The organism is Kitasatospora sp. NPDC050543 (assembly GCF_044457565.1).
Classification (GTDB): domain Bacteria; phylum Actinomycetota; class Actinomycetes; order Streptomycetales; family Streptomycetaceae; genus Kitasatospora.
In genome coordinates, this window is sequence record NZ_JBITGZ010000001.1 from 515824 (window position 1) to 537028 (window position 21205).

A 21205-nucleotide genomic window follows, 5' to 3' on the forward strand; every position below is an offset into this window, starting at 1 on the left:
GCGGGGCCGTCGGCGTCGGCCGCCGGGCGTCAGCCGTTGGTGAGGATCAGCCGGTTCTTGGTCGCCTTGTCGACGGCCTCGGCCGAGTAGGACCAGCTCAGCAGCCTGCCCTTGAGCCAGAGGTCGGTCTGGTCGTTGTAGTTGGGGTGGAAGGCGTGGCCCGAGGCACCGCCGACGTTGATCCAGCGTGAGGCGTCGAAGTCGCTCAGGTCGACGACCATCCGCATCGAGGGGATCCAGTCGACCTGGTACCCGGCGGCCGCGTTCCAGCCGGCCGCGTCGACCGCCGCCGTACCGCCGGAGAGCCGGTACGGACCGCGGTTGAGCAGTCGCTGCACGACGCCGGAGGCGATCGAGGAGTCGTCGGTGCCCATCGTCTGCTCACGCAGGGTCAGGGTGTGCAGCCGGCCCCAGTTCCAGGTGGAGATGTCCTTGCTGAGCAGCGAGGTGAGGTCCTGGCGGGCGTTCTTCATCGCCTCGCCGAGCAGGTTCTCCAGGCCCTTCTGCTCGTGGTGCTCGGAGTCGATGTACGTCCACCAGCTGCTGTCCGGCTTGGAGAGCTGCTGGAACACGATCTCCATCCAGCGGTCGCCGCCGTCGGGCTGGGCCTTGCCGGGCTCGCGGGTGCCGCACTCGGTGATGATCTTGTTGGCGTCGGCGGCGTCCGGCTTGGTCGGGTCCTGCTGCGCGTGGACCAGCAGGCAGTTGTCCTTGGCGCGCAGGTCGGCGGGGAACTTCTGCCCGAAGGCGAGGGTCAGGATCTGGCGCCAGACGCCGTTGTAGTACGCGGCGGCCGCGGAGGAGGCGTCCTGCCGGTAGTTCCAGTCCTTCAGCAGATCCTGCGCCTCGCGCACGTACGGATCGTCGATCTGCACCTTGAGCAGCAGCGGGACGAGCGTCGTGGCGAGCACGCTGGTGTTGTCGAGCTGCATGGACTGCATGTCGTCCGGCGAGATCTTCCCGCCGTTCTTGAGCTTGGCCTCGATCTGGCCGGTGATCTCCTTGGCCCGGGTGCCGTACTCCCAGTCCTTGGTCAGCGGGTACTTGTAGCTGCGGTCGACCACGGCCTGGTTGGCGGTGACGATGAAGCCGGCCGCCGGGTTGAGGCTGTAGGGCAGCGCGGTGAAGGGGATCATGCCCTTCCAGGCGTAGGCGGAGTCCCAGCCGAGCGCGGGGTAGGTGCCGTCGCCGCTCTCGCGGATCGGGATGCTGCCCGGTGCCTGGTAGCCGATGTTGTTCTTGGTGTCGGCGTAGATCAGGTTCTGCGCGGGGACGGCGAAGTCCTTGGCGGCGGCCCGGAACTCGTCCCAGCCGGTGGCCCTGTCGAGCTTGAAGACGGCGTCCATGGTCTTGCCCGGGGTGAGCGCCGTCCACTGCAGGGCGACGCCGTAGCCGGTGGTGCCGCGGTCCGGGGCGGCATTGCCGGCGGGCGCGTACCTGCCGACGTTCTGCTGCTCGGTGCTCGGGTCGGAGATCAGCGGGGCACCGCTCTGGGTGGTGCGGACGGTGATGACGCGGTCGGCGCCGCCGGCGACCTTGATGGTCTCCTTGCGCAGCTCGAACTTCACGTCCTTGCCGTCGACCAGGTAGGTGTCCGGGCCGGTGACCTTCTCCAGGTAGAGGTCGGTGACGTCGGCGCCGAGGTTGGTGAAGCCCCAGGAGATGTCCTTGTTGTGGCCGATGACCACACCGGGCATCCCGGCGAAGGTGAAGCCCGAGGTGTCGAAGCCGCAGGCCCCGGAGACCGTCCGGCAGTGCAGGCCCATCTGGTACCAGACCGAGGGCAGGCCCGGGCCGAGGTGCGGGTCGTTGGCCAGCAGCGGCTTGTTCGTGGTGGTGTGGCTGCCGGCGACCACCCAGGAGTTGGAGCCGATGCCCTGGCCCTGGCGGCCGAGCAGCTGCGGCATCTCGTCGATCCGGTCCGAGACGTCCTTGAGCATCGCCTTGGTGACGGTCGAGCCCTGGACGGCGCCGCCGGTGGCCGGAGCCGCGGGCTGGGCCGCGCCGTCGGCGGGGCGGTAGGTGTCACCGCTGACGGTGCCGGTCTTCACGATGGTGCCGTTGCGCGCGTACGGGTACTCGGGGTACAGCTCGGCGATCTTGTCCGGGGTGAAGTCCTGGGCGAGCAGCGAGCGGTCGATCTCCTCCTGCATGTTGCCGGAGAGGTTCCAGGCCATCGCCTTGAGCCAGGCCACCGAGTCGACGGGCGTCCACTGCTCCGGCTTGTAGTCGCCGTTCGCCACACCGAGCAGGGCGTACTCCAGCGAGGCGCTCTCGCCGCCCGGGTGCTCCGCGAGCCAGGCGTTGACACCGTCCGAGTAGGCCTGGAGGTACTTCTTGGCGTCGGCGGAGAGCTGGGAGTCGAACTCCTTCTGTGCGACCTGGTGCCAGCCCATGGTCCGCAGGAACGAATCGGTCTCTACCTGGCTGGATCCGAACATTTCGGACAGCCGCCCCGAGGTGATGTGCCGTCGCACGTCCATCTCCCAGAAGCGGTCCTGGGCCTGCACGTACCCCTGGGCCCGGAAGAGGTCCTCGGAGGTGTCGGCGTACAGCTGGGGAATGCCGTTGGCGTCCCGCTTGACGTCGACCGGCGCCGACATCCCGGCCACCTTGATGGTGCCGGCCAGCTCCGGGAAGGACGCACGAACCGCCGCGACCCCCCGGTAACCGCCGTAGCCGACGCCGGCCACCAGGAGCACGGCCAGCACGAGCACGATCAGACGGGCGCGCCGGAACTTCTTCGAGCGGGGCATCTGGGTCCTTGGCATCAGAGCGGTGTCGCCCGGAGGGCGTCGTTTGGCGGACGTCGTTTGGCGGGGGATGGGGGCGGTGGGCAGGTGGAGTCCAGGGCACTCGGCCGTGACAGACCACCACATTAGGCCGACTCAGGTGGCGCACGTGCACGGGGGACGCCCACGGTGGGATCACTGGACCCTACTGGGCGCTGATCAGGGAGGATGCGGAAAATCCGGTTAACTAAAGAGCTAGTAAAATGTTAGACTGAGTAACGAGCCATCAGCCACCCCGTCCGCCCTGCTGCCCGAGGTGCTCCTGCGTGACTGTCGACCACCTGAACCACTTCCTGCTCGAGTTCTCCGTGATCCTCCTGGTCGCGGTGGTCGCCGTGCGCATCTCAACCCGCTCCGGACTCCCCAGCCTGCTGATCTACCTCGGCATCGGCGTCGCGCTCGGCCAGGACGGCCTGGGCATCACCTTCAACAACGCCGAACTCACCCAGGTCCTCGGGTACGCGGCCCTGGTGGTGATCCTCGCCGAGGGCGGACTCAAGACCAACTGGCGCGAGGTCAGACCGGCGATGCCGGCCGCGACCGTGCTGGCCACCGTCGGCGTCGCGGTCAGCGTCTTCGTCACCGCGGCCGGCGCGCACTGGCTGGTCGGGCTGGACTGGCGGACCTCCCTGCTGCTCGGCGCCATCGTCTCCTCGACCGATGCCGCCGCCGTCTTCTCCGTCCTGCGGATGGTGCCGCTGCCACCCCGGCTGACCGGCCTGCTGGAAGCCGAGTCGGGTTTCAACGACGCCCCCGTGGTCATCCTGGTCGTCGCCTTCGCGACCACCGGTGAGCTGGACCCCTGGTACGTGCTGATCGGCACCATCATCGGCGAGCTGGCGATCGGCGCCGCCGTCGGCCTGGCCGTCGGCAGGCTCGGCGCCTTCGCGGTGAAGCGCGTCGCCCTGCCCTCCTCCGGCCTGTACCCGATCGCCGTCATGGCGCTCACCGTCCTCGCGTACGCCGGCGGCGCCCTGCTGCACGGCTCGGGCTTCCTCGCCGTCTACATCAGCGCCGTGGTGCTCGGCAACGCCAAGCTGCCGCACGGCCCGGCGGTGCGCGGCTTCGCGGACGGGCTGGCGTGGATAGGGCAGATCGGCATGTTCGTGCTGCTCGGTCTGCTCTGCTCCCCCGCGAGCATGGGCTCGGCCATCGCGCCCGCGCTGGTCATAGGCACGGTGCTGGTGTTCCTGGCCCGCCCGCTGTCGGTGGGGCTCACCCTCACGCCGTTCCGGCTGCCCATCCGCGAACAGGCCCTGCTCAGCTGGGCGGGCCTGCGCGGGGCGGTGCCCATCGTGCTGGCGACCATCCCGCTGGTCTCGGACGCCCCGCAGGCCCAGCACGTCTTCAACATCGTCTTCATCCTGGTCGTGGTCTTCACCCTGCTCCAGGGCCCGACCCTGCCCTGGGTCGCCAAGTGGCTGCGGATCTCCGAAGGGGCGATGGGCCAGGACCTGGGCATCGAATCCGCCCCGCTGGAGAAGCTGCACGGACACCTGCTGTCGGTGACGCTGTCGCCGACCTCCCGGATGTCCGGCGTCGAGGTCAGCGAACTCCGACTACCGGCCGGGGCCGCCGTCACGCTGGTGGTGCGGGAGGGCAGCAGCTTCGTACCCGACAAGGCCACCGTGCTGCGCGGCGGGGACGAACTGCTGGTGGTCACCACGGACGCCGTCGGGGAGGCCGCCGAGCGGCGGCTGCGGGCGGTGGACCGGGGCGGCAAGCTGGCCGGCTGGCTGTACGGGCGGTAGGCGCCGGGGCCGGCAGGGGGCGGGCGCGGGGCAGTGCGGGCGGCGAGGCGCGGGGCAGTGCGGGGGGCGGGGCGCTGCGGGGCGGGCCTGCGAGGCCTTCGCCGGCTTCACGGGTTGTTCACCTGTGCTAAGCGGGACGAATCGCAGAGGAGCCTGTAGTCTCTGAGGAACGCGCGCATCTACGCGCGTATATGCAGGATGACTGATACACCCGCAACATCTGCCTGAAGCAGAGTTGGCGCGACCGCTCGGCGGCCGCGGCCCGCGACCCGCAGCGGCCCCGGTATCACCCCGGTCGACGCGCGAGAGGACGACTCTCGGCGCCGTCGGGGCCACCCATGCCCCTTCCGCGCTACCAGGCAGCAGGAAGGACCGACCGTGACGGCCCGCCGAACGGTCGAAAACGCCCCCGCACGAGTCGGGTACGGAGCGCTGCTGCGCACCCCCGGCGCCTGGACGTTCCTGGTCCCCGCGTTCGCCGCGCGGCTGCCCTACGCGATGCTGAGCCTGGGCATCGTGCTGCTCGTCCTGGACACCCACGGCTCATACGGCACGGCCGGCACCGTCGCCGCGGTCTCCGCCGTCGCCCAGGCCTTCGTCGGCCCGCAGACCGGCCGGCTCGCCGACCGCTTCGGGCAGGCCGCCGTGCTGCTGCCCAGCGTCGCCGTGCACGCCGTCTCGGTCGCCGCGCTGATCGCGCTGGCCCTCGGGCACGCCCCGGCCTGGACCCTGTTCCTCGCCGCCGCCCCGGCCGGCGCCAGCGTGCCGCAGATCGGCGCGATGGTCAGGTCCCGGTGGGTCACGAAGCTGGCCGAGTCCTCGCCCAGCACGCTGAACACCGCGTTCGCCTTCGAGTCCGTCACGGACGAGTTCACCTTCGTGATCGGCCCGGTCCTGGCCACCGCCATCGCCACCGGGATCTCCCCGTCCGCCGGGCTGATCGCCGAGGCCGCACTGACCGTCGCCGGCGGCCTGGCCTTCGCCGCGCAGCGCCGTACGGCCCCCGCCCGGCACCCGCACGTACCCGGCGCCAAGCGCGTCTCCGCTCTCTCCGCGCCCGGTGTGCGGCTGCTGGCCGGTGCGTTCCTCGGCGTCGGCAGCGTCTTCGGCGCGATGCAGGTCTCGGTGACCGCGTTCGCCGAGGCCGCCGGGCAGCCCGGCCTGAGCGGCACCGTCTACGGCGTCTTCGCCGGCGGCTCGATGCTGGCCGGGGCGCTCTACGGCATGATCGCCTGGCGGCGCTCGGCCCAGCAGCGGATGCTGGCCAGCTACGCGCTGCTGGTCCTGGGCTGCTGCACGCTGTGGGCGATGCCCAACCTGACCGCCCTGGCGGTCGCCGGGCTGGTCTGCGGGCTGGCCATCGCCCCCACCCTGATCACCGGCTACACGCTGGTGGAGACCCTCGTCCCGGCCGGCGCCAAGACCGAGGCCTTCACCTGGCTGACCGGCGCGATCGGCCTCGGCCTCGCGGCGGGCTCCACGGCGGCCGGGCAGCTGATCGACGGCTTCGGCCCGTGGGCCGGCTTCCTGGTGCCGATGGGCGGCGCCGGGCTGGGCCTGATCGCCCTGGTCTCGCTGCGCCGGCTGCTGGTCGCGCCGAGCGCGCCGAGCCGGGCGGTGGCGCAGGGGAACGCCTCGATGCAGCTGGTCGGGGCGGCCAAGAGCTGACCCGCGGGGTCGGGGTCGGACCGGGTCACGTCGGGCCGGGTCACGTCGGGCCGGGTCACGTCGGGCCGGGGCGGGCTTCGGGTCCGACTCCGGGTCCCGACCGGCGTGCCGGCCGCCGTCCCCGGGTCGCTCCCGGCGGCCTGAGCGCGCCGGTCATCGGAGGGTTGAGGGCCGCCGGACGGCGCGTCGCCGGTGCTATCTCACACCAGCGGCGCTGGACTGATCCAGCGGAATGCCGCATCATTGACCGTCGTTAGCACTCATCAGGCGAGAGTGCCAGGGGGAAGTGCAGGAGGAAGACAAGTGCCCACGTACCAGTACCAGTGCACCGAGTGCGGCGACGGCCTGGAGGCGGTGCAGAAGTTCACCGACGACGCGCTGACCACGTGCCCCGCGTGCCAGGGAAAGCTCCGCAAGGTCTTCTCGGCCGTGGGCGTGGTCTTCAAGGGCTCGGGCTTCTACCGGACCGACAGCCGCTCGTCCTCCAGCAGCTCGGTCGGCGGTGGCTCCTCCACCGGTTCGAACGGCAGCGGCTCCACCGGCGGCTCGGCGGGCAGCGGGTCCTCCTCGGGCAGCAGCTCCACGTCCTCCGCGAGCCCGGCCCCGGCGGCCGCCAAGACGGCGGGCAGCACCTCGGCAAGCTGATCGGCGAGCCGATCCGGCCCCGCCGGTCGGATCATCCGATCAGCAAGGGTGGCGATCGCGCAGCCGCGGTCGCAGCAGACAGGCTTCGAAGGCCCGGTACCACCGCATTTCGCGGTGGTACCGGGCCTTCTGCATTCCGGTCGCCGATCGCGCGCCATGCCGATCACGCGGCCTGTCGCGGCATTCCGTTCACTCTTGTGGGTGCACGAAGTTATCCACAGCCCCTGGTTGTCCACAGGAATGCAAAAGGGGATTCCGCTGCCGTCGTGACGGGCGCAAGCTTGGCGCACGACATCGGCCTGGGGCGTCTCCCACCCCGGGGGCGGTGATCGGCACTCGCGTACCTGCCCTCCGACCCAGGCGGTGTTCCTCCGACATGACGATCTTCACCCCACCCCCGCCCTCGCCCCAGCCGCCGCCCTCACCCCCGCCCGAGCCGTTCGCAGCCGACCCCGACGTCACGTCTCGGCATGGGGCCTCCCACCCCGCCGGCCCCGCACGCGGGGCGCCGCGCCACCGGGCGGGCGCCCGGCACGCCGTACCCACCGGCGCCCCCGCCGTGCCGCCACGACGGGTGGTGCCGGTGTTTGCGCCGATCCGGCGCGGCGGCAGCGGACGGCACCGGATCCAGCAGGCCGTACGCCACCGGCCCGGCGCACTGGTCTTCGGCCTGCTCGCGGTGGCGGCCGCCCTGACCTCATGCCCCCTGGATCGCTGGCCGCTGCACCCCTGGCCACCACCGCCCGCCGCCACGTCGGCCGCCCAGGAGACTCATGGGCCCGCCCCGCGCTGTACCCCGGCCGCCGGTCGCACCGACGCGGACCCGGCCGCCGAGGCCCACGCCCAGGGTCCATGAGCAGCCGACCGTCAACCAAGCATCCGAGGAGTCACCCGGAACGTGATGCCGGCTTCGTCGTTCACGCGACATGAAGGGCTTCAAGGAATTCCTGCTGCGCGGAAATGTCACGAGCTCGCCGTCGCGGTCGTGATCGGCGCAGCGTTCACCAATGTCATCAACGCCTTTGTGAAAGGCGTCATCAATCCGATCGTCGGACTGTTCGGGGCCAAGGATCTCGCGTCCTACACCTCCTGCCTGAAGGGCCCGTGCGCGCTGAACGCGGCCGGAGAGGTCACCTCGGGAATCCTCATCCTCTGGGGGCTCGTGCTCAGCGCGATCCTTCAGTTCCTGATCACCGCGGCAGTCGTCTACTTCTGCCTGATCCTGCCGATGAACAAGTTCGCCGCCCGGCGTAAGAACCCGGTCGAGGTCCAGGCCGAAGCCGAGGTCAAGGAGGTCGCCCTGCTCACCGAGATCCGCGACGCCCTGGTCAGCCAACGCTGAGCCGGGCCTGGCCCGAGCCCACAGGACGGCCCGCCGGCCGGGCTAGCCGCCGTGGTGCGGGGGGCGCTGGCTCAGGTACCAGTCCAGCCCCCGGCCGCCGCCGTCCCCTGCACCCGGCCGCTCGCCCCAACCACTGTCCGTGTCATCACTGGACTGCCGTTCCAGCGGATCCCCGAAGACCAGCCGAGCCTGCTGCCCGCCCGTGCCCACGGTGGCCTTGGCGCCCGCAGGCCCGACCCCCGCCCCGCCCGCATCACCGGCACGCGGGCCCTGCGGCGCGAGGTCCGCGTCGTCCTGCTTCTTGCCCTGCTCACCCATCGCGCCGCCTCCAGCCGCCCGTGCCACCGATCCCTACCAGCCTAAGAGCTGCGGCCCGCCAATCCCGCGCCCGATCCGACGCCCAATCGATCCGGCGCCCCCGTACCCCGCTCACTCAGCTACCCCCTCAATCCCTGCCTGGCCCCGACGTGGGCGCGTGTCGGCACCCGGCGCGGTGTGACCCGCGCCGGAGGCCCAAGACTCCCAGCCCTGCTGATCACCCTCCCCGTCGAGCAGCGCAGCTGCCGCTTACGCCGCTTCAAAGCCCGCGTGGTCGGCGATCTTCTTGAGTTCGGCGAGCGCGTGCTTCTCGATCTGCCGAATCCGCTCACGGGTGAGCCCGTGCTGCTTGCCCACCTCGGTGAGGGTGCGCTCGCGGCCGTCCTCCATCCCGTAGCGGGACCGGATGATCGACGCCGTCCGGTCGTCGAGCCGGCCGATCAGATCATCCAGCTCCTCGCGGCGCAGCATGACCATCACGGCGTCCTCGGGGGAGGTCGCACCGGTGTCCTCGACCAAGTCGCCGAACTGGGTCTCGCCCTCGTCATCGACCGACATGTTCAGACTGACCGGGTCACGCGCCCAGTCCAGTACGTCCTTGATCCGTGTCTCGGTCGTGTCCAGCTCGGCCGCGATCTCGGCCGGCTCGGGCTCGCGGCCCAGCTCCTTGGACTTCTCGCGCTGCACCCGGCGGATCCGCCCGAGCTCCTCGACGAGGTGAACGGGCAGCCGGATCGTGCGGGACTGGTCCGCGATGGACCGGGTGATCGCCTGGCGGATCCACCACGTCGCGTACGTGGAGAACTTGAAGCCCTTGGCGTAGTCGAACTTCTCCACCGCCCTGACCAGGCCGGCGTTGCCCTCCTGGATCAGGTCGAGCAATGGCAGCCCGCTGCGCGGATAGCGCCTGGCCACAGCGACCACCAGACGGAGATTGGAACGGATGAAGACGTCCTTGGCGCGCTCGGCGTCCTCGGCTATCGCCTCCAGCTCCTCGCGCTTGGCGCCCTTGGGGAGTGCGCCCTCCTCCAGCAGATGCTGGGCGTACACCCCGGCCTCGATCCGCAGCGAGAGCTCGACCTCCTCGGCGGCATCGAGCAGGGGCGTCCTGGCGATCTCGTCGAGGTACATGCCGACCAGGTCACGGTCGGCCTCAAGGTTGGTCGGGCGGGCCGCGCGAGTCCGGTCGGCCCTGTCGCGAACGACGGCACGGGTGGCCATGCTTGCTCCCTTGCTGGTGTTGCCGAGATCTGCCTGCCTGCCCGTCGGGGGCAAGAACGTGCGGGCCCCGAGGGGCTCACACGTAACGATCCAACGTGCAGAATCCGGACAACATTCCCAAGTTGCTCAGATTCTTCGCCCGATGCAGTATCCTGCCGATTTTCACCCCGAATATGGACGGAGGGTGACCATCGGAGTACGCCGGGTGCGACGCCCGCGACCGATCCCGCCGCAGGCCCGGCCGGGCACTCCCCGCACCAACCGGGCACCGCGACATCCGCTCGGCCCACGACTGCGCACCATCTGCATCCTGAACACCTGGGCCGCGCTCCGCGTTCCCATCAGGCCCGACACCACGCACCCACGTGCCCGCCGCCACCCACACTCAGCTTCTCCGCACAAAAGATGCCAAATCGCTATCCGACCACGCCCCACTCGGCACGGTCGGCTGGGAAGGTGTCAGCCATGCACCTGACCAAGGGCTCACGAGCCGCCACTGAGCGCGATCGCCGCCTGCTGCGGTACACGGCGCTGACGGCCGGCTGCGCCGCACTCCTCGGGGTGCTGACGGGCCTGGTGAAGTCCGCCTGGAGGCCGCTGGCCGCGCTCGACCAGGGCTGGATCGACCACACGCACGACTACGCCCTCGGTCACACCGCGTGGACCGCGGCCACCCAGACCCTGTCCGACATCGGCGGCACGATCACCATGCGGGTCCTGCTGGGCGTCGCCGCGCTCTGGCTCTGGTTGATCGGCGCCCGCGTACTCGCCGCCTGGACGGCCGCTCAGGCGCTGATCGGCTGGGCCGTGCTGTGGGGGCTCAAGATCCCCATCGCGCGCGCCCGCCCGCACTTCAGCGATCCGGTCTCGCACGCGGACGGCCCGGCCTTCCCCTCCGGGCACGCGATGGCCGCGACGACCACCTGTGCCGCTCTGGTCTGGTTGTTCTGGCCACGCGCCAACCGCCTCGGCCGCTCCCTGGCCTGCGCGGTCGCGGTCCTGGCCGTCCTGATGGTCAGCTGGACGCGGATCGCGCTCGGCGTGCACTGGCCGAGCGACGTGGTCGGCGGCTGGCTGGCGGCCGGAGTGGTGTTCGGCGTGATCACCATCGCCGTGGAGCTCTGGCGGCCGGGCGCCCTCGCCCGCGACGTCCGGCGGGTGGACTGGCGCACCAGACCCCGGGTGCAGCGGGTCCTGGTCGGCGGCGCCCGCCCCACTGACGAGCCCGGGCTTCCCGGCAAGCCCGGGCATCCTGAGGACGGCGGCGCAGACTCCGACGAGCAGGGCGGGCATCCCGAGTTCACCGGGCAACGGCCGGCGATCCCGCTCCGGGCCGTCGGTGAGCTCGGGGCGCCCCGGGGCCTCCCGGGCCCCCGCGAGCGGCCGGACGCCACCGCTGGCTGACGGCCGCGCGTGGACTGACGACCCATCGACCGAGGCGGCCCGCCCGCCGACACCGTCCACCGGGCCCGACACCGGCGCCCCGTCCCGACTACGCTCCCGGACATGCAGACGACGACACTGCACGGCAGCCAGGTGGCCCTGCGGCCGGCCACCGCCCACGACGTGCCGACGCTCGCCACGATCCGCGCCACGCCCGAGGTCCACCGGTGGTGGCGCGGCGGGGACGACCTGACGGCGGAGGTCGCCGGAGATATTGAGGACCCGGACGTCCGTACGCTCGCGATCGTGTACGAGGGGCGGGTCGTCGGAGCCATCCAGTGGGGTGCGGAGACCGAACCCGACTACCGGCACGCCAACATCGACATCTACCTCGACCCGTCGGTGCACGGTCGCGGCCTCGGCACCGACGCCGTCCACACCCTGGCCCGGCATCTGTGCACCGAGATCGGGCACCATCGGGTGGTGATCGATCCGGCGGCCGACAACGCCGCCGCGATCCGCAGCTACACCAAGGCGGGGTTCCGCCCGGTCGGCATCATGCGCAACTACGAGCGCGGCGCGGACGGCAGGTGGCACGACAACCTGCTGATGGACCTGGTGGCCGAGGAACTGCCCGAGAAGCCGGCCTGACCCAGGGCCGGTCACCGCTCATCACACCCCCGGAGCCCGAGGGAATGACCGACCACTCCACAGCCTCCACACCCGCCTCCACCGCCGACCGGACCGGCGCGGCCGAGGCCACCGCCCCTGCCACCGCCACCGCCACCGCCACCGCCACCGCCGGCCCCAACGTACCCGCCCCTGCCGCGGGTGACTTCCTCGTGATCGGCGAGAGCGTGGCCGACATCGTCCGTACGCCCGGCCGGGCCGATGCCACCCACCCGGGCGGCAGCCCCGCGAACGTCGCGTACGGGTTGGCCCGGCTCGGGCGGCGGGCGGTACTGCTGACACAGCTGGGCGAGGACCCGGAGGGCGCGCTGATCGGGGCCCACCTGCGCTCGGCAGGGGTCGAGGTGCTGACGGACCGGCAGGTGGGGGTGCGCACGCCGACGGCCGTCGTCACGCTCGACGCGCAGGGCCGCGCGCGGTACGCCTTCGACATCAGCTGGACGTTGCGACCGGTGGTGTTGCCGGCCGTCGCACCGCGGCATGTACACCTCGGCTCGATCGCCGCCGTCCAGGATCCCGGTGCGGCGGCGGCACTGGCCCTGGTGGAGCGGCTGCGCCCGGCCGCGTCCGTGAGCTATGACCCCAACGTCCGCGCGGACCTGCTGGGACCGCGTACCGAGGTGATACCCCGGGTCGAGCGGTGCGTCGCGCTGAGCGACGTCGTCAAGGCCAGTGACGAGGACCTGGACTGGCTCTACCCCGGGGTCGGGCACCGGGAGATCGCCGCCCGGTGGCTGGCCCTGGGCACGGCGCTGGTGCTGGTCACGCGGGGCGGCGACGGCGCCGTGGCGCTCACCCGGAGCGGGCGCGCCGAGACTGCTGCGGCCCCCGCCACCGTGGTGGACACGGTGGGCGCCGGCGACTCCTTCATGTCCGCGGCCCTGGACGCCCTCGCCGGGCCGGGCCTGCTCGGCGCGCCCGCCCGGTCCGCCCTCGCGGCACTCGACACCCCGGCCCTCGCCCGCCTGCTCCACCACGCGAGCACCGCGGCCGCCATCACGGTCTCCCGCGCCGGGGCCAACCCGCCGGATGCGAGGGAGCTCCGGGAGCGGCTGTCGGCGGCCGCGCCCGCCTGAGCGCCGACGACCCGCGCAACCTGAGCAACCTGATCGCCCCGAGCTGCCCGAGCAGCCGCATGCGGGCGGGCCGTCAGCCCGTCCACCGTCAGATGGTGGCGGTGTCGATCACGAAGCGGTACCGGACGTCGCTGGCGACGACGCGCTCGTACGCCTCGTTGATCTGGTCCGCACCGATCACCTCGATCTCGGTGAGGATGCCGTGCTCGGCGCAGAAGTCGAGCATCTCCTGGGTCTCCGGCAGCCCGCCGATCATGGAACCGGCCAGCGACTTGCGGGCGGGGATGAGGGCGAACGGCTCCACCGACACCGGGTTCTCCGGCACGCCCAGCTGCACCAGGGTGCCGCCGGTCCTGAGCAGCCCGAGGTAGGCGTTCAGATCGAGGTTGGCGGAGACGGTGTTGAGGATCAGGTCGAAGGTGCCCGTCAGCTGCTCGAAGGTGGCCGGGTGCGAGGTGGCGTAGTAGTGGTCCGCGCCGAACTTGAGGCCGGCCTCGCGCTTGCGCAGCGACTGGCTCAGCACGGTGACCTCGGCGCCCATCGCATGGGCGATCTTCACCCCGAGGTGACCGAGGCCGCCGAGGCCGATCACGGCGACCTTCTTGCCCGGGCCGGCCTGCCAGTGCACGAGCGGCGAGTAGAGCGTGATGCCCGCGCAGAGCAGCGGCGCGGCGGCGTCCAGCGGGATGGCCTCCGGGATGCTCAGCGCGTACTTCTCGTCCACCACCAGGTGCGTGGAGTACCCGCCGTAGGTGGGCCGGCCGGCCGCGTCGGTGTCGTTGTACGTCAGGGTGGCGCCCTGCTCACCGGTGCAGTACTGCTGGAGCCCGGCGGTGCAGTTGTCGCACCCGCGGCAGCTGTCGACGAAGCAGCCGACACCCACCCGGTCCCCCACGGCGTACCGGGTGACGCCCGGCCCGACCTCGGCGACGAGGCCGGCGATCTCGTGTCCGGGGACCATCGGGAAGATCGCCTCGCCCCACTCGGATCGGGCCTGGTGGATGTCGGAGTGGCAGATGCCGGCGTACTTGATGTCGATCAGGATGTCGTGCTCGCCCAGCGCCCGACGAGGAATGGTCACCCGCTCCAGCGGGGCCTTCGGGGACTGCGCGGCGTAGGCGGCGACTGTGGTGTGCGTCATGTCGACAAGCCTGCCGCCGGGCACCGGCCGTAGCCAGGACCTCCTTGATCGTACGACCGGCGTGCCTACCACCGGCAGTGTCAGGCTCATACTTTCCGCTATGGACCAACGCACCGAGTTGAGCGAGTTCCTCCGCTCCCGACGGGCCCGACTGCGGCCTGAGGACTTGGGGTTGTCGCACCACGGCGGCCGGCGCCGGGTGCCCGGCCTGCGCCGGGAGGAGCTGGCACAGGCCGCCGGGGTCAGCGTCGCCTACTACACCCGTTTGGAGCAGGGCCACGGGCAGAACGTCTCCACTGCCGTACTGGAGGCCATCGCCGACGCGCTGCGGCTGAGCCCGGCCGAGCGCGCGCACCTGACCCACCTCACCGAGCCCGTCCGGCGCCGCGCCCGCGTGGTCACCCGGCCGCAGACCGTACGCCCGGCGCTCCAGCTGCTGCTGGACGCGATGGACGGCGTGCCCGCGTACGTGCTCGGACGGCGGCTGGACATCATCGCCTGGAACCGGCTCGGCTGCGCACTGGCCGGCGACTTCGCGGCGATGCGGCCGGAGCAGCGGAACATGGCCTGGCAGGTGTTCCTGGAGCCGACCGCGCGGGAGTTCTACGACGACTGGGAGGGCAAGGCGGCCGACCTGGTCGCCATGCTGCGTCTGGACGCCGGCCGCTACCCCGACGATCCGAAGCTGGCCTCGCTGATCGGCGAACTGTCGGTCAAGAGCGAGGAGTTCCGCCACCTCTGGGCCACCCACGACGTCCACGACAAGGGCCACGGCGTGAAGGAGCTGCACCACCCGCTGGTCGGCCGGCTCACCCTCTCGTACGAGACGCTCAAGCCGCCCGGCGATGTGGACCAGGTGCTGGTCACCTACCACGCCGAGCCCGGCTCGACCTCCGCCGAGTCCCTGCGGCTGCTGGCCAGCTGGGCGGCCTCGGAGCCGGCCCAGCGGCCCTGAAGGTCCGCCACCGCCACCGCCACCGCCACGGCCGCGGCCGCGGCGGCAAGTCCCTGCCGCCGGCAGCCCGTCACCGCACCCGGACGGCGGGCAGCCGGTGGCCGGCGTCGACGCGCGGGCCGTCGGGTCCGCGCGCAGTCGCCCGAACGCCACGCGCGGACCAGCACCCCGGCTACCAGGGTGTGGCGGCCTTGAGGATGAGCAGCAGCGCGACCGCCGCGTTGAGCGCGGACAGGGCCGACACCGCGGTGCCCACCGTGGCGACCATCGCGGCCAGGCCCGCCGGGCTGTGCGCCGGCGGCCAGCTGCCGGCGGGCGGGGCCGGCCCGAGCAAGGCCGCCACCCTGCGCGGGATGGGGCCGGGTGCGGCGAAGGCCGCCAGCCCCGGTGCGACGGCCGTCCGGGGCGCGAGCAGCGCGGCCCTGGCGACCGCGCGTGCCGTCAGCCGGCGGTCGCCCACCACGCGGGCCGCCTCCTCGTCGGCCCAGCGTTCGGCGCTGTAGGCGACGGCCTGCTGCAACGGCCGGAGGAACGGGTTGACGCTGCTGGCGAGCCGGGTGGCCAGCAGGAAGCGGTGATGCCGGTCGGCCAGGTGGGCCCGCTCGTGCGCGACCAGGGCCTGGCACTCGTCGGCGGCCAGCCCGTCCAGCATCGCGGTGGAGATGACGATCCGTCCGGGCGAGCCGGGCAGCGCGTACGCGTACGGTTCGTCGTCGGGCAGCACGGCGAGACCTGAGCGGTCCACCACCCCGGCCACCGCCCGGCGGGCCCGCGCCCGTACCCGCAGATGGCGCCGGACGGTCAGGAAGGCCGCCGCCGAGACGGCCACGAGGACGCCGATCGCGGCCCGGCCGGCCAGTTCGGAGTGCGGGACGGAGGCCCGGACCTCGGGGTCAGACCAGTGGTCCGGCAGCGGATTGCCGGGAATCTGCGCGGTGCCGACCACGAAGAGCAGCAGCAGGCAGAGCGTGCTGCAGACGGCCATCACCACGCTGATGAGGGTGAGCAGCCGGGTGGTGTGGCGAGGGTGGAGATGCTGTTCGGCGAGCCGGGCGATCGGCAGCGCCGTCAGCGGCAGGATGAGCGGGAGAAGGACGAAGACGCCCATCGGTCAGCCCCGGGGCCCGTCCGTCGCGCTGTCGAGCAGCGATCGCAGCAGGCCCTCGTCGTCCGGGAGCAGGGCGCTGACGAAGCTGGCCAGTACGGCGTCCCGGTCCCGTTCGCCGTCCAGCAGCCGGCGCATCCGCAGCGCGGCGAGCCCGGCCTCGTCGGAGGCGGCGCTCCAGAGGTAGGAGCGGCCCGCCCGGGTCCGGGAGACCGCCTGCTTGGTGTGCAGCCGGGAGAGGATGGTCACGACCGTGGTGTACGCGAGGTCGCCGTCCAGCCGCTGTTGCACCCAGCCGGCGGTCGCGGGGCCGGGCGCCGTCCGCAGCACGGCCAGTACCTGGGACTCCAGCTGGCCCTGGCCGCGGCGTCGGGCGCGCTGGTCGTGGCCGGCGGGGTAGTCGGGGCCGTCCGCGCCGGTCGTCGCGCTTGTCGTCGCGCCCGGCGCCGCGTCCGTGGTGTCGCTCATCACTCGTCTCCCTCCGCTCTGCTCCCGTACCCACCCGCTGCTGCCGGCCCACCGACCGGGCGCTCGACAGGCGACCGTCCGTGCGACCGACCCGGTGGCCATCCGTACGACCGACCGTCCGGGCGGCCGACCTGGCGACCGTCCGGGCGGCCGACTCCGGCAACGGCCGTTGCCCGGCGCACGACAATCCTACTGAGCCGACGCCCGGTGCCCGCCCGGCCCGCCCGCCGGCCTCCAGTGCGCCGTTGACCGGCCGTCATATCGGTGCATTCGGGGATCGATGGATTCCCGCAAGCTCTACAGTGTTGTAGATTCAATTCCCCGTCACCAAGCTTGCCGGGCAGACCGAGCCCGGCGCGGGGAAGTTCCAGGAGGTCACTGTGGGAGTCTCGCTGGCCAAGGGCGGCAATGTCTCGCTGAGCAAGGAGGCGCCCGGGCTGACCGCGGTCATCGTCGGCCTCGGATGGGACGTGCGCTCCACCACCGGCGCCGACTTCGACCTCGACGCCAGCGCTCTGCTGTGCGACCAGGGCGGCCGGGTCGTCTCCGACCAGCACTTCGTCTTCTTCAACAACCTGAAGAGCCCCGAGGGTTCGGTCGAGCACAGCGGCGACAACCTCACCGGCGGTGGGGACGGCGACGACGAGCAGATCAAGGTCGACCTCGCGAGCGTGCCGGCGAACGTCGCCAAGGTCGTCTTCCCGGTCTCCATCTACGACGCGGACGCCCGGCTGCAGAGCTTCGGCCAGGTCCGCAACGCCTTCATCCGCGTCGTCAACCAGGCCAACGGCAGCGAGATCGCCCGCTACGACCTCACCGAGGACGCCTCCACCGAGACCGCGATGGTCTTCGGCGAGCTCTACCGCAACGGCGCCGAGTGGAAGTTCCGCGCCATCGGCCAGGGTTACGCCTCCGGTCTGCGGGGCATTGCCTCCGACTACGGCGTCAACGTCTGACGCCGGCCCGCGCGTCGGCGAGAGCACTCGCCGACCCGGCCGGCCCGGCCGCCGACCGCACCGGTTCACCGCAGGTCACCCCGGGTCACCCCGGATCGCCCCGAACCGCAGCACCGACCGACGACAGGAGACAGTGCCCGTGACGGTCAATCTCGCCAAGGGACAGAAGCTCAGCCTGGAGAAGCCCGGCGGCGGCTCGCTGAGCGTGGTGCGGATGGGGCTCGGCTGGCGGGCCGCGCCGCGCAAGGGCTTCTTCGCGAAGCTGTTCGCCCAGGAGATCGACCTGGACGCCTCCGCCGTGCTCCTCACCGGGTCGAACCTGGTCGAGGTGGTGTACTTCCGCAAGCTCGTCAGCTCGGACGGCGCCGTGCGGCACAGCGGTGACAACCTGGTCGGCGGCGCCGGCGGCGACGACGAGTCGATCGTGGTGGACCTGCGCCGGGTGCCGCAGGCGGTGGACCGGATCGTCTTCACGGTGAACTCCTTCACCGGCCAGACCTTCCAGGAGGTCCAGGACGCCTTCTGCCGTCTGGTGGACGAGACGAACGGGCAGGAACTGGCCCGCTACACGCTCACCGGCGGCGGCTCGCACACCGCGCAGATCATGGCCAAGGTGCAGCGTGACGGCACCGGCTGGCAGCTCACCGCGATCGGCGCCCCCGCCGACGGCCGGACGTTCAAGGACCTCGTCCCGGCCATCCTCCAGCACCTCTGACGCGGCGCTGCCGACCCCGGCGCCACAACTCCCGGCGCCCGTGCGTCCGCGCGTCAGGGCCGGGGCCTGAGCCGGCGCAGGGTGTAGCCGTCCCCCGCCGGGTCGAGCGGCCTGGTGGCCCGCTTGAAGAGGTACTCGGCCCGCTCGTAGGACAGCCGGCTGCGGCCGGTCTCCGGGCACAGGTCGGCGGCGGGCGGGGTCCTGGCCGGCCCGGGCCGCCGGTCGGCCAGGAAGACCGGGCCCCTGGTCCGGCCGGCCAGCAGGTGCGGCAGGAGCAGGGCCGTCCCGGCGCACCAGCTCACCCGGGTGTCGCCGCCGCGGACCCGGCACGCGTCCAGGTCCAGGTCCTCGACATCCAGGGACAGGGCGGCCCGCGCCCCGGCCGCCGACTCGTGCAGCAGCCGCCACAGGGTCCGTTCCCGCAGCGCCGCGCCGGGGAGCTCCCAGAGTGCCGCGAGCTGTGCCGGGCCGATCGGCTCGGCCCGGCCCCGGGCCTGCGCCCGCCGCTCGACGCCCGCGGCGAGGCCGTCCAGCGACGCCCAGCTGCCGAACGAGCGGACGGCCGACCGGTGCCGGTTCCACGTCCGGGCCGCCGCGCCACCCCACGCCGTGGCGAACACCCGTGCCACCTGTTCGGCGGTCAGGGCCGACAGCGGCAGCCCGTCCCCCAGGGTCAGGCACAGCCGCCGCAGCGTCTGCCCGTACGAGCGGATCGTGGCGGTGTCCAGGTCCCCGCGTCGCAGGAAGTCCTGCGCGGCGTCCCCGAGGGTGACGCCCGGCGTGACGGCGACGGCGATCCCCTCCGCCCGGCGCCGCAGGAAGGCCCGCTCGGCCGCGTTCCCGGTGAGCGCCGCAGCCCGCAGGAACTCCCCCCGGGCCTGCTCGGAGCGGCCCAGCCTGGCCAGCAGGTCGCCCCGCACGCTCGGGAGGAGGTGGTAGTCCCGCAGCGCGGGATCGGCGAGCAGCTCGTCGGTCAGCGCGAGCCCCGCCTTGGGCCCGCCGGCCATCGCGAGCGCCACCGCCCGGTTCAGCCGCACGATCGGGGTCGGCAGCAACCGGGCCAGCGCCTCGTACAGGGCGGCGATCTGCGCCCAGTCGGTGTCCTCGGCGGTGCGCGCCCGCGCGTGGCACACCGCGATCGCGGCCTGGAGCACGTACGGGCCCGGCGGGGCGCCGAGCTCACGGGCCCGCAGCAGCGCGGTGAAGCCACGGCGGATCAGCAGCTGGTTCCAGCGGGCCCGGTCCTGCTCGTGCAGCTGGACCGGCTCGCCCGCCGGTCCGGTCCGGGCGGCCGAGCGGGACGCCTGGATCTCCATCAGCGCGACCAGCCCGTGCACCTCGGCCTCGCCCGGCGCCAGCTCCGCCAGTAGCCGGCCCAGCCGCAGCGCCTCGTGGCAGAGCCCGGGCCGCATCAGGTCGTCGCCGGATGTCGCCGAGTAGCCCTCGTTGAAGATCAGGTAGATGACCTCCAGCACCGAGGACAGCCGCTCGGCCAGCTCCGGGCCTTCGGGCAGCGCGAACGCCACCCGCTTCTCGGCCAGCGTGCGCTTCGCCGCGGCGATGCGCCGGGCGATCGTGACCTCGCCGGCCAGGAAGGCCCGTGCGATCTCCTCGGCCGTCAGCCCGCCGAGCAGGCGGAGCGTCAGGGCGACCCGCGCCTCGGTCGGCAGTACCGGGTGGCACGAGATGAACATCAGTCGCAGGACGTCGTCCTGCTCGGGGTCCGGCTCCTGGCGGCCGGACCCCGAGGGCTGCTCCTGAGGCTGTTCCGGCCGCCCGTCGCCCTGGTGTGCCAGCTCGTGGGCGAGTTGCTCGCGCGTGCGGTCCAGCCGCCGGGACCGCCGGAGGTGATCGAGGGCGCGCCGTTTGGCGACGGTCGTCAGCCAGGCGCCGGGGTTGTCGGGGACGCCCGAGGCGGGCCACTGTTCGAGCGCCTGAACCAGCGCGTCCTGGGCCAGTTCCTCGGCCAGGCCGACATCGTGCAGCATCCGCGTCAGCGCGGCGATGATCTTCGCCGACTCGATCTTCCAGACCGCGTCGATGGTGCGGTGGGCATCAGGCACGGTCGTGATCACAGCAGCCGGCCCGGACCGCCCGCAAGCCGGGCCACCCGCAAGCCAGTCGGGTGCCACCGGTACGGGAACTGCGGGCCGCCCGGCGGGTTCAGGGGCCGAAGACCTGCTGGACCACGCTCTCGCCGTCGCCGACGATCCTGCGGAAGCGGCGGGCCAGCTCGACCGCCTCCTCCCTGGTCGCCACCTCGATCAGCGCGAAGCCCGCCACCGCCTCCTTGGCCTCCGCGAACGGCCCGTCCGTCACGGTGATCTCCCGGCCCGAGGACGCGACCCGCACCCCGCCCGGCTCCAGCCCACCGGTCGCCAGCAGGACGCCCGCCGCGGTCAGCTCCTCGACGAACCTGGCCATCTCGGCGTACAGGTTCTCGTCGGGCTCGGTGTCGGAGGCCTTGGTCGTCATCAGGTAGCGCATGGTTCCCTCTCTGTCCTGCTCGTCCGTGCGTCTCGGTGACGCTGCTCGTCCGTGCCGCCCATCCGTGCCGCTCGCCCTCGCCACTCCCCTTGCCTGATCGATCCCCGGCCTTGGCGGTGACCGACGGCAAGGCCGGGGGGAGGCCTGGCAGCCGGCGCCCATAACGCCGCATCAGGCGGCCGGCGCCCCAACAGGGTCCCAGCCGGTGGCGGCGTCCGGCCAGGGGGGCACGTACCGGCGGGCGGGCTCCTCGGGAGCATGGTCTACGACCTGGCGTTCGACATCGCGCGCAAGCGGCTGGACACCTGGGCCGGTTGGGAATCCGTCAGCCGGGCCGCCGAACAGGCCATCCCCGCCCCCGGGTTCGCGGCCGAAGGCGCGGGCCAGGTGTGACCCCCGACGGCCGGGTGTGATCCCCGACGGCCCCGCGCCTCCCGGATCCGCCGCCCCTCCCGCGCTCGGCCCGGTCCACGGTGCGCGGCGTTCCCTGTC

20 protein-coding genes are annotated in these 21205 nt (G+C 72.5%); 12 read left to right on the forward strand and 8 right to left on the reverse strand.

Features of this window, described 5'->3' with window-relative positions:
- Nucleotides 1-29: 29 nt before the first annotated feature.
- On the reverse strand, nt 30-2771 hold the full coding sequence (locus ACIBH3_RS02165) for a penicillin acylase family protein (RefSeq protein WP_396309901.1): 2742 nt from the start codon (nt 2769-2771) through the stop codon (nt 30-32).
- A 287-nt stretch (nt 2772-3058) separates the two neighbouring features.
- On the opposite strand from ACIBH3_RS02165, the gene ACIBH3_RS02170 reads away from it, so the two are divergent.
- From ACIBH3_RS02170 to ACIBH3_RS02190, 5 genes are all read left to right on the forward strand, one after another.
- A complete protein-coding gene (locus ACIBH3_RS02170) occupies nt 3059-4543 on the forward strand; it encodes a potassium/proton antiporter (protein WP_396309902.1) in 1485 nt (494 codons plus the stop codon).
- Between the two features lie 378 nt (nt 4544-4921).
- Nucleotides 4922-6211, forward strand: a complete 1290-nt coding sequence (locus tag ACIBH3_RS02175) for an MFS transporter (RefSeq protein WP_396309903.1) — start codon at nt 4922-4924, stop codon at nt 6209-6211.
- Between the two features lie 303 nt (nt 6212-6514).
- Nucleotides 6515-6856 (forward strand): FmdB family zinc ribbon protein, encoded by a 342-nt coding sequence (locus ACIBH3_RS02180; protein ID WP_396309904.1) that lies wholly within the window; start codon nt 6515-6517, stop codon nt 6854-6856.
- 583 nt (nt 6857-7439) lie between these two features.
- A complete protein-coding gene (locus ACIBH3_RS02185; RefSeq protein ID WP_396309905.1) occupies nt 7440-7712 on the forward strand; it encodes a hypothetical protein in 273 nt (90 codons plus the stop codon).
- 45 nt (nt 7713-7757) lie between these two features.
- A complete protein-coding gene (locus tag ACIBH3_RS02190; protein ID WP_396309957.1) occupies nt 7758-8198 on the forward strand; it encodes an MscL family protein in 441 nt (146 codons plus the stop codon).
- A 42-nt stretch (nt 8199-8240) separates the two neighbouring features.
- On the opposite strand, the gene ACIBH3_RS02195 is transcribed toward ACIBH3_RS02190, so the two are convergent.
- Together ACIBH3_RS02195 and ACIBH3_RS02200 are read right to left on the reverse strand one after the other, a co-directional pair.
- Complete coding sequence (locus ACIBH3_RS02195; protein ID WP_396309906.1) at nt 8241-8516, reverse strand: hypothetical protein; 276 nt, start codon at nt 8514-8516, stop codon at nt 8241-8243.
- 249 nt (nt 8517-8765) lie between these two features.
- Complete coding sequence (locus ACIBH3_RS02200) at nt 8766-9737, reverse strand: sigma-70 family RNA polymerase sigma factor (protein WP_396309907.1); 972 nt, start codon at nt 9735-9737, stop codon at nt 8766-8768.
- A 465-nt stretch (nt 9738-10202) separates the two neighbouring features.
- Between ACIBH3_RS02200 and ACIBH3_RS02205 the strand changes: the two genes are divergently transcribed.
- The 3 genes from ACIBH3_RS02205 to ACIBH3_RS02215 all read left to right on the forward strand — a co-directional run bounded on the left by ACIBH3_RS02205 (nt 10203) and on the right by ACIBH3_RS02215 (nt 12886).
- Nucleotides 10203-11141, forward strand: coding sequence for a phosphatase PAP2 family protein (locus tag ACIBH3_RS02205; RefSeq protein WP_396309908.1), 939 nt, complete (start codon nt 10203-10205; stop codon nt 11139-11141).
- A gap of 102 nt (nt 11142-11243) precedes the next feature.
- The gene (locus ACIBH3_RS02210) at nt 11244-11771 is read left to right on the forward strand and encodes a GNAT family N-acetyltransferase (RefSeq protein WP_396309909.1); all 528 of its coding nucleotides are present in this window, start codon (nt 11244-11246) and stop codon (nt 11769-11771) included.
- 44 nt (nt 11772-11815) lie between these two features.
- Nucleotides 11816-12886 carry a carbohydrate kinase gene (locus tag ACIBH3_RS02215; protein WP_396309910.1) on the forward strand — a complete coding sequence of 357 codons (1071 nt, stop codon included), beginning with the start codon at nt 11816-11818 and terminating at the stop codon, nt 12884-12886.
- 88 nt (nt 12887-12974) lie between these two features.
- Here the strand turns inward: ACIBH3_RS02215 and ACIBH3_RS02220 are convergent, their stop codons facing one another.
- The gene (locus ACIBH3_RS02220; protein WP_396309911.1) at nt 12975-14027 is read right to left on the reverse strand and encodes an NAD(P)-dependent alcohol dehydrogenase; all 1053 of its coding nucleotides are present in this window, start codon (nt 14025-14027) and stop codon (nt 12975-12977) included.
- A gap of 100 nt (nt 14028-14127) precedes the next feature.
- Between ACIBH3_RS02220 and ACIBH3_RS02225 the strand changes: the two genes are divergently transcribed.
- Nucleotides 14128-14982: a helix-turn-helix domain-containing protein gene (locus ACIBH3_RS02225; protein WP_396309912.1), complete on the forward strand. Its 855-nt coding sequence runs from the start codon at nt 14128-14130 to the stop codon at nt 14980-14982.
- Between the two features lie 172 nt (nt 14983-15154).
- Here ACIBH3_RS02225 and ACIBH3_RS02230 read toward each other — a convergent pair whose 3' ends face one another.
- Nucleotides 15155-16090: a M56 family metallopeptidase gene (locus ACIBH3_RS02230; protein WP_396309913.1), complete on the reverse strand. Its 936-nt coding sequence runs from the start codon at nt 16088-16090 to the stop codon at nt 15155-15157.
- A 3-nt stretch (nt 16091-16093) separates the two neighbouring features.
- Nucleotides 16094-16555 (reverse strand): BlaI/MecI/CopY family transcriptional regulator, encoded by a 462-nt coding sequence (locus tag ACIBH3_RS02235; protein WP_396309914.1) that lies wholly within the window; start codon nt 16553-16555, stop codon nt 16094-16096.
- Nucleotides 16556-16935: 380 nt separating this feature from the next.
- On the opposite strand from ACIBH3_RS02235, the gene ACIBH3_RS02240 reads away from it, so the two are divergent.
- Nucleotides 16936-17511, forward strand: coding sequence for a TerD family protein (locus ACIBH3_RS02240; protein ID WP_396309915.1), 576 nt, complete (start codon nt 16936-16938; stop codon nt 17509-17511).
- A 139-nt stretch (nt 17512-17650) separates the two neighbouring features.
- Nucleotides 17651-18226 carry a TerD family protein gene (locus ACIBH3_RS02245; RefSeq protein WP_396309916.1) on the forward strand — a complete coding sequence of 192 codons (576 nt, stop codon included), beginning with the start codon at nt 17651-17653 and terminating at the stop codon, nt 18224-18226.
- Nucleotides 18227-18279: 53 nt separating this feature from the next.
- On the opposite strand, the gene ACIBH3_RS02250 is transcribed toward ACIBH3_RS02245, so the two are convergent.
- On the reverse strand, nt 18280-20289 hold the full coding sequence (locus ACIBH3_RS02250) for a sigma-70 family RNA polymerase sigma factor (protein WP_396309917.1): 2010 nt from the start codon (nt 20287-20289) through the stop codon (nt 18280-18282).
- A gap of 100 nt (nt 20290-20389) precedes the next feature.
- The gene (locus ACIBH3_RS02255; RefSeq protein ID WP_396309918.1) at nt 20390-20713 is read right to left on the reverse strand and encodes a YciI family protein; all 324 of its coding nucleotides are present in this window, start codon (nt 20711-20713) and stop codon (nt 20390-20392) included.
- A 258-nt stretch (nt 20714-20971) separates the two neighbouring features.
- Between ACIBH3_RS02255 and ACIBH3_RS02260 the strand changes: the two genes are divergently transcribed.
- Nucleotides 20972-21106, forward strand: coding sequence for a hypothetical protein (locus ACIBH3_RS02260; RefSeq protein ID WP_396309919.1), 135 nt, complete (start codon nt 20972-20974; stop codon nt 21104-21106).
- The last annotated feature ends 99 nt before the right edge of the window (nt 21107-21205 follow it).

What these genes read in the sequence shown, in the direction of transcription:
- ACIBH3_RS02165 (WP_396309901.1), bottom strand. Translation starts at nt 2,771, where the DNA reads ATGCCAAGGACCCAGATGCCCCGCTCGAAGAAGTTCCGGCGCGCCCGT.
- ACIBH3_RS02190 (WP_396309957.1), top strand. Translation starts at nt 7,758, where the DNA reads ATGCCGGCTTCGTCGTTCACGCGACATGAAGGGCTTCAAGGAATTCCT.
- ACIBH3_RS02195 (WP_396309906.1), bottom strand. Translation starts at nt 8,516, where the DNA reads ATGGGTGAGCAGGGCAAGAAGCAGGACGACGCGGACCTCGCGCCGCAG.
- ACIBH3_RS02200 (WP_396309907.1), bottom strand. Translation starts at nt 9,737, where the DNA reads ATGGCCACCCGTGCCGTCGTTCGCGACAGGGCCGACCGGACTCGCGCG.
- ACIBH3_RS02205 (WP_396309908.1), top strand. Translation starts at nt 10,203, where the DNA reads ATGCACCTGACCAAGGGCTCACGAGCCGCCACTGAGCGCGATCGCCGC.
- ACIBH3_RS02210 (WP_396309909.1), top strand. Translation starts at nt 11,244, where the DNA reads ATGCAGACGACGACACTGCACGGCAGCCAGGTGGCCCTGCGGCCGGCC.
- ACIBH3_RS02215 (WP_396309910.1), top strand. Translation starts at nt 11,816, where the DNA reads ATGACCGACCACTCCACAGCCTCCACACCCGCCTCCACCGCCGACCGG.
- ACIBH3_RS02220 (WP_396309911.1), bottom strand. Translation starts at nt 14,027, where the DNA reads ATGACGCACACCACAGTCGCCGCCTACGCCGCGCAGTCCCCGAAGGCC.
- ACIBH3_RS02225 (WP_396309912.1), top strand. Translation starts at nt 14,128, where the DNA reads ATGGACCAACGCACCGAGTTGAGCGAGTTCCTCCGCTCCCGACGGGCC.
- ACIBH3_RS02230 (WP_396309913.1), bottom strand. Translation starts at nt 16,090, where the DNA reads ATGGGCGTCTTCGTCCTTCTCCCGCTCATCCTGCCGCTGACGGCGCTG.
- ACIBH3_RS02235 (WP_396309914.1), bottom strand. Translation starts at nt 16,555, where the DNA reads ATGAGCGACACCACGGACGCGGCGCCGGGCGCGACGACAAGCGCGACG.
- ACIBH3_RS02255 (WP_396309918.1), bottom strand. Translation starts at nt 20,713, where the DNA reads ATGCGCTACCTGATGACGACCAAGGCCTCCGACACCGAGCCCGACGAG.
- ACIBH3_RS02260 (WP_396309919.1), top strand. Translation starts at nt 20,972, where the DNA reads ATGGTCTACGACCTGGCGTTCGACATCGCGCGCAAGCGGCTGGACACC.